The organism is Streptomyces sp. 8L, from assembly GCF_020176795.1.
Taxonomy (GTDB): Bacteria; Actinomycetota; Actinomycetes; order Streptomycetales; family Streptomycetaceae; genus Streptomyces.
On sequence record NZ_JAIUKE010000542.1, the window covers coordinates 1 to 7,326 of the forward strand.

The 7,326-nt window shown below is 68.6% G+C and carries 7 protein-coding genes; all 7 read left to right on the forward strand.

The window, feature by feature from the left end:
- The first annotated feature begins 36 nt into the window (after window positions 1–36).
- The 7 genes from LCE31_RS33710 (at window position 37) to LCE31_RS33740 (ending at window position 7,072) form a co-directional block, all read left to right on the forward strand.
- A complete protein-coding gene (locus tag LCE31_RS33710; RefSeq protein ID WP_225021288.1) occupies window positions 37–1,506 on the forward strand; it encodes an SCO6880 family protein in 1,470 nt (489 codons plus the stop codon).
- A gap of 106 nt (window positions 1,507–1,612) precedes the next feature.
- The gene (locus LCE31_RS33715) at window positions 1,613–2,065 is read left to right on the forward strand and encodes a DUF6238 family protein (RefSeq protein ID WP_225021290.1); all 453 of its coding nucleotides are present in this window, start codon (window positions 1,613–1,615) and stop codon (window positions 2,063–2,065) included.
- Entirely contained in the window at window positions 2,062–3,582 is a 1,521-nt protein-coding gene (locus LCE31_RS33720; protein ID WP_225021292.1) for a VirB4 family type IV secretion system protein, read from the forward strand. The genes LCE31_RS33715 and LCE31_RS33720 overlap by 4 nt, the downstream gene beginning before the upstream one ends.
- 301 nt (window positions 3,583–3,883) lie before the next feature.
- Window positions 3,884–4,573 carry a hypothetical protein gene (locus tag LCE31_RS33725; protein WP_225021294.1) on the forward strand — a complete coding sequence of 230 codons (690 nt, stop codon included), beginning with the start codon at window positions 3,884–3,886 and terminating at the stop codon, window positions 4,571–4,573.
- Between the two features lie 8 nt (window positions 4,574–4,581).
- Complete coding sequence (locus tag LCE31_RS33730) at window positions 4,582–5,166, forward strand: hypothetical protein (protein ID WP_225021296.1); 585 nt, start codon at window positions 4,582–4,584, stop codon at window positions 5,164–5,166.
- A 166-nt stretch (window positions 5,167–5,332) separates the two neighbouring features.
- Window positions 5,333–5,833, forward strand: a complete 501-nt coding sequence (locus LCE31_RS33735; RefSeq protein WP_225021298.1) for a hypothetical protein — start codon at window positions 5,333–5,335, stop codon at window positions 5,831–5,833.
- 72 nt (window positions 5,834–5,905) lie between these two features.
- On the forward strand, window positions 5,906–7,072 hold the full coding sequence (locus LCE31_RS33740; protein WP_225021300.1) for a hypothetical protein: 1,167 nt from the start codon (window positions 5,906–5,908) through the stop codon (window positions 7,070–7,072).
- Window positions 7,073–7,326 lie beyond the last annotated feature (254 nt).

Consider the following 7,326-nt stretch of genomic DNA (forward strand, 5'->3'; position numbering starts at 1 on the left):
CCCCCGGGTTCCACCCGCACCTCCAGGACCCGCCCCTTGACTGATCTCTGCACCGCGGTCACGGTGAAGTTCCCGCACCGCAGCCGCCGCGGCATCCTCCTCGGCCTCTCCCTGCCGCAACTCAGCCTCGTAGCGGTCTCCTTGGCGCTGCTGTTGATGACGGTGATATCCGCCGGCCTGCTCGGCGCCGTCGTCCTGGCTCCGCTGTGGGCGGTGTCCGGCGCGCTCGTCACCATCCGCCGGCACGGCCGCTCCCTCATCGACTGGGCGCCGATCGTCGCCCGCTACGCACACCGCCGCCGCACCGGTCACACGCTCTGGCTGGCCCGGCCCGTCACGCGGCCCCGGCACGACGGTATCCTCCATCTGCCCGGCACCGCCGCCTCTTTGAAGGTGGTCACCCCGGGCGACTCCGCCAACGAGGCGGCGGCCGTGCACGATCCGCATCAGCAGAGCCTGACGGCTGTCGCCCGTGTCAGCTCGCGTGCCTTCGTCCTCCTCGACCCCGCGACCCAGAACCATCATGTGACCGGGTGGGGGCGCGCGCTGGCGGGCATCGCCCGCACCGGGCATGTCGCCACCGTGCAGGTCCTGGAACGCACCGTCCCCGACTCGGGCGACACCCTCACCCGGCACTGGAGCCACCACGGACAGCCACACACTCCGGTGGCCTCACAGGTCTACTCCGACCTGGTCGCCTCGGCCGGTCCCGCGGCGGCCCCGCACGAGACCTACCTCTCGATCTCCCTTGACCTCAAGGCAGCCCGTTGCCTGATCTCGCAGGCCGGCGGAGGGCTGCCCGGGGCGTTCACCGTCCTGGAGCAGACCACGGCCAGCATCGCGCAGGCCGCTCGCAACGCCGGTCTCCAGGTCACCGGATGGCTCAGCGCGCGGGAGATCGCCGCCGTCATCCGCACCGCCTACGACCCGGCGGCCCTCGCAGCCCTCCAGCAGTGGTCCCCGGCCGGCCGCGCCGAGGCCGACCCCGCCGCCGCCGGGCCCGTCGTCCAGGTCGAGGAGTACGACCGCCTCGCCACCGACAGCGCACGGCACGCAACGTACTGGGTGGAGAACTGGCCGCGCACCGAAATGGGCTCCGGGTTCCTGCACGGGCTCATGTTCACCGCCGGCGTGCGACGCAGCCTCTCGCTCATCTACGTCCCCCAGGGCCTTGAGTCCGCACTGCGGGACGTGCAGCGCAAGAAGGCCGCCATCATCGCCGACGCCAACGAGCGCGCCCGCCGCGGACAGGTCGACAGCGAGGAAGACTCGGTCGAGTACGCCGACGTGAAGACCCGCGAACGCCAGCTCATCGCCGGACACGCCGACGTGGCCCTGACCGGGCTGGTCACCGTCACCGCCGAAACCGACCGCCTCCTCGATGCAGCGTGCGCGCAGATCGAAACCCACGCCGTCTCCGCCGGCGTCGATCTGCGACGGCTCAACTACCAGCAGCCGGACGCCTTCGTCCTCGCCGCGCTCCCACTCGCCCGCACTGCCCTCTGATCCCTCCAGGCCCGCGCCCGGCCAACACCCCGGCCCGCTGTCGTTCGAACAGCCACGACGGACCTCCCAACGCCGCCCCTGCCCCTGGCGGGAAGGACCCACACCCTTGCTTCCTCCCTCGCGTCCGGACGACACCCACCCCTACCTCCGCGCCGCGAGCGCCGGAGTCCGCCACCACACCCGGGCCCTGGCACCGTCGGACACGAACCCGCCACGTCCAGCGGATCGAGTGCACCTCGACGTCCTGCACGCGCACCTCACCGTCCTGCACCAGCTTCTGGACCGGCTCGCCGAGACCACCCGGCCGCCGCACCCCGCAGCCGGCCGCCACCTCGCCACCGCGCACACCCGCCTCTGGCAGGCCACCAGCGAAGTCCACTCAGCCTTCCACCTACTGCCCTGCGACGGTGAGTCGACAGCATGCCGTCCGGAACAGCTGCCCGAGGGTCCTCCCGTGCTGACCATCTGCCAGCGCCACCTCGCCGCAGGCCACGTGGTACGCCGCAAGACCACCCCGAGCGACCTCGCCGCTCCGCACACCACGGCCTGCACGCGATGAACACCACGCGTGCAAGCGCCCGCCGATTGCGCCGTTCCTCCGCCAGCTCGCTCTTCACGCCCGCGGGCACCGACCGCGCCAGCCGCAAGGCCGCCCGCCGCCAACTCGCCGAGGCGAGCGCCAAAGTCCGCGCGCAAGCCGGCGCCCACCCAAGCCAGAGCCAGCGCGCCGAGCACGAGATGCCCGCAGCGCTCTACCCGCCCAGCGGACGTCCCGGACCCGCCTCCGCCCGCGGAAACCGGCTCAGACTCCCTGCTCACCGCATGACGACCGCCGTGGCCGCCGGCGCCTACCCCTTCCTCGCCGAGGGCGGCCTCGGCGCCGAGGGCATCTACATCGGGCGCGACGTCCACGCGGAAAGCAGCTTCGTCTTCGATCCGTTCGCCCTGTACGGGAAGGTCGAGGGATTCACCAACCCGAACATTCTGCTGGCCGGCGTGATCGGCCAGGGCAAGAGCGCGCTCGCCAAATCCTTCGCACTGCGCTCGATCGCCTTCGGATACCGCGTCTACGTGCCGTGCGATCCGAAGGGTGAGTGGACGCCGGTGGCGCAGGCCCTCGGCGGCCGGTCGGTTGCCCTCGGCCCGGGTCTGGCTGGACGGCTGAACCCCCTGGACGCGGCCCCGCGCCCGCAGAGCGTGTCCGAGAAGGACTGGGCCGGCGAGATCCGCAAACGGCGCCTGCTCCTGCTCGGCTCTCTCGCCCGGACGGTTCTGGGCCGGGACCTGATGCCCATGGAACACACCGCCCTGGACGTCGCCCTGGACGCCGTCGTCACCCGCGCCGCCGACACAGACCGCACTCCCCTGCTCGGCGACATCGCCGCCACCCTCAACAGCCCCAGCACGCTCGACGAGGCGGCCGCAATGATGTCGGGCCACCTCGGCGACGCCGCCCGCGACCTCGCCCACGCGGTGCGCCGCCTCGTCCACGGCGACCTGGCCGGCATGTTCGACGCCCCCTCCACCGTCAGCTTCGACCCCGACGCACCGATCCTCACCATCGACCTGTCCCGCCTCGGCGGCTCCGGCGACGACACCGCCCTCGTCCTGGCGATGACCTGCGCCTCCGCCTGGATGGAATCCGCCCTCTCCGACCCGAACGGCGGCAGGCGCTACATCGTCTACGACGAGGCATGGCGCCTGATGCGGCACGTCGGACTGCTGCAGCGCATGCAGGCCCAGTGGAAACTCTCCCGCGGTCTCGGCATCGCGAACCTGATGGTGATCCACCGGCTCAGCGATTTGCTCACCGCCGGCGATGCCGGATCACAAGGCCGGGCCCTGGCGGAGGGACTCCTCGCCGACTGCAGCACCAGGATCATCTACCGCCAGGAGACCGACCAACTCGACGCCGCGGCCTCCCTCCTGGGGCTGACCTCTGTGGAAATGGAAGCCATCGCGCACCTCAACCGCGGCAGGGGCCTGTGGAGAGTCGCCGGACGGTCTTTCATCGTGCAGCACCTCCTGCACAGTCAAGAGCTGACGCTCTTCGACACCGACGCTCGGATGCATTGAGGGGTCCGTGAGTTCACGAATACCGACGTGCTGATCCCTACGAACCCAAGGGTGAAGAGCCGATGACGCCCCTAACCCAAGGACCGGACTGCCCGGTTCAGGTTGCGGTATCGATCGAATGCCTCGCGGGCGTCTGGGACGAAATCCTGGCTCCGTACCAGCAATTCGAGTTCTGGCACGGTGAGCCAATCGTGTCAGGAGACTTCCTGGGCACTCGGCTAGCCCTGCCAAGCCAAACGGGCCCCGAGAGCCCACAGGAACACACGACCATAGAGACATCGAATCGCCGAACGGAAGCCCCGTGACCTCCTCCTCACAGCCCAACTCGATGGAACCTCTGCACTCCTTTGCCGTCGCCCAGGACGGGACACTGCACTTCACTGTGCGCGCCCGGGACCTTGACCACGCATACGAACGGATCACCAGTCTCGAAGCCTCCGAGGCCGTTGCGGATGTCGCCCTGGGTGACGGCGTCCAGCTGACCCACATCACATACGGCGACGTGGACAGTTCCGATATCCGCCCCGCCGACACACAGGCCGACCGCCCCGCTCTCCAGCCCGCCATCGGCTCCCAGATGGTGGTCGAGGCCACCGGCATATCGCCGCAACGCCTCGGCAAGCTCCACAGGACCGACTCCCCCGAGGACACCGTCGCCTGGCTTGTGATCGTGGCCGCCCGTCATCTGGACCAAGTACACGAACAGCTCACCGACACCGCCCAATACGCAGCCTCCACGCTGACGCGCGTCGCCGAGAGTAAGGCGCAGATCGACTCTCTGGGCGTCCTGCAGAACAGCGCCACTCAGATCAACATCCTGGCCGCACGCCGCACCGACGCCGTCGAGCGCCTCAAGGAGGTTATCCATGTCTACCGGCGCGTGACAGCCCTCGACAATGTCACCCCACAACGGGCACATCACCCAGGCCAAGCCCCGCCCCCTCCGGCAGCCCCCAGCGCTCCTCCTAACGGCGTGTCACCTCGTCAGTGACCCTACTTATGAATTCCAGGCGAACCCAGGAACTGGAGACACGGACTCCTCCCTTCCCCGGTCCCGACCGCGACAGCACAACTCTCAACGATGTCCTCGACGTCGACCAGATCCACACCGCTCGGTACAAGCTCGTCACCAATCGCGACCTGGGGAGGTTGGCGGGCCACAACGCGGAATCCTTCCTCGCCGCGCATCCACTGCCCAAGGGCCCCCGGCCAGGACTCGACCTCGCCGCTTATCTGGACGCCCTCGCCGCAGTCCGGTCTCCGGCGGAGTTCGCAGCAGTCACCGACCACATCCTGACCGCCGTCGAACCGATGCTGCACACCCTCACGGACTATCTCCTCGCCGCCGCCCAGTGGCAGCACCCACACCGCGATGCCGCCGAAGGATCTCCCTCCCACATGCTGATGACGGCGGCCGGCCGGGCGCTGTCGGCCTTGGTCCTCGCCGACGAGGCCAACCGGACCATGCTGCGCGCCGCCCACGACCCGGCACCCACTTCCGCCACGTCGGCCAGCATCCAGCCCGCGACCACCGGGAACCTGCCGCCCGCTCCGCCGCGCCCCGGATCAGCACCCCGCCACTAGCTTTCCGTCAGCAACTCCTGACGCCACTCGACTGCAACGAACTCGATCCCGAACGCCTCTCCCGGCCCGGGCCTGTGGAAAGAGCCAACAAGCCGTGACGCCCGACTTCCAACACCACCTGATCCCGCGCGAAGACATCCCCCACCTTGTCAGCACACTCAACGCGATGAAGGACAAACTGCTCGACGCCTCTCAGCAATGGAAGCTGCTGGATGACAGCGGGCACCTACCGGCCACGCCCTCCTACACCACGCTGCTCCAGCATGCCGCCGACGCAGACGACCTCGCCCGCGACGTCCTCAGGCTGACCGCTGACTTCGCCCAGGGCCCCAAGAGCACGACCCCCGCCGGCAGCGCTGTTCTTCGACATCTCGCCACGGCGACCAGCCTGTCGAGCCGGGCAGCACCGCACTTCGCCGAAACCGCAGAAAACGCACTGGCCCTGCTACGGTCCTCCAACCCGACCGACCAGCACTACCTCACCAACCGCATGGTCACCGAGCACGCCTCGGGGCGCGCCTGCCTGCGGCACACGTCGACATCGCTCCGCGACGCAGTCAAGGAACTCGACCAGCACCTCGAATACCACCACTTCCTCTCCTCGCTCACCCCTCGGGAAAGCCCGGCACTTCCTCCGCCGACCGGGAAGCACAGTCACCGCCGTTGACCGCGCCGAAGCCCCAGGGTGCGAAGCGCTCGCAGCACGTGCACGCACCGGACCATCACCCCCAGGAGCCCTTTGAACCGCCCCACTGGTCTCAACGAAACCCAATGGGCCGACTACCAACAGTGTCAAGCCGAGCACGACGACCTCATACAGCAGGTCGCCGATCGAGAAGCACAAATGGAAAACGGCCTCATCGACAGCTACGACGAGTACGAATTCGACTTCAGTCCTCTACCAGATCACAAGCCTGCTCCTGTAGAAGGCAGTTCGCCACGGCCTCCGTCACCCGTACGCAGGGGATCCGTGGCCGCTGACGACACGGGCGCTGCGCGCGTGTGCAACATGACAGCCGATACGGCGTTTCCGGCGCCGCTTCCCGATCACCGGAATATTCATACGGCCTGGTGGCAGGAGGCGTGGCGCCGCCACATGCACATCACCACACCGCTGCGGCAGCGAGGGCTGGCGTGCGACGTTGAGTTCGGCCTGAGCGCCTACAACGTGTACGTCACACTGCCCGACGAAAGCTACCTGATCATCGGCCCGCCTCAAGAAGAAGAAAGCTCCTTCGAGCGCTCCCCGGGCGATCCGGAGGGCTGGCTGGTGACCCACCACAGCGATGAATCCCAACCGATTGATGTGCTCTACGACTCGCGCCCCCCGATCAGTCCCGGCGTACCCGAGCGGCCCGAGGCACGCCACGGCGGCGACGTCACCCGTCTGATCCAGAGCATCGAGCGGCAACTCGCGGCCCTCGGACTCCTGCCCGTTCCGCTCTCGCCGAGCCCGGGCGGGCCCCTCGCAGCCGCGAAGACTCTCGCCCCGGAAGCCGCCCGCTTCGCTCCCGCCGCGTCGCAAGACCCTCCCTACGCCGTCGCCGACGCCCTCGTGGCTCTCACCGACCAACTCCGCAACGCCGATTCCTACGACCAAGCCGCTGACCTCACCAACCAGATCCTCGATCCCATCGACGGACTGTTGGAACGTCTCTCCGACTTCTTCGACGCGGCAGGCGACAAGGCAGCCGAATCCGGCCCCTGCGACGACGGCCCCGACCTCCCAACCGACTTGAAAGACGCCGCCCGAGACATCCGGTACCTGGGGGAGGTCTTGGCCATGGCCGCAGACCACATGCGTGCTCTGACACCACCACACGTGTCCGGCCCGAAGACAGCCCCCGCAGTACCTGTTGCCCACACCGCCCGACTCGGAACTCCGAGCCTCCCCCGCCGCCGTTGACCACCCGACAGTCCGCCACGACTTGACTTTCAGCAGACCCACAGCACTCGACCCCTTCGATGCCAGTGCGCACCTGAACAGCGTGGCCGACCGAATTCAACGCGCCGTCGAAGAAATACCGGACTCCGCTCCCACCCGCTACGGCAGCAGCCTCATCGAGGACGTGGAAGACCAACTCCACTACCTGGTAAAGGTGCTGACCTATCTCACCCATGAGGCTGCCCTGTCCAGCAGGATGCCCGCCTTCCCCCGCC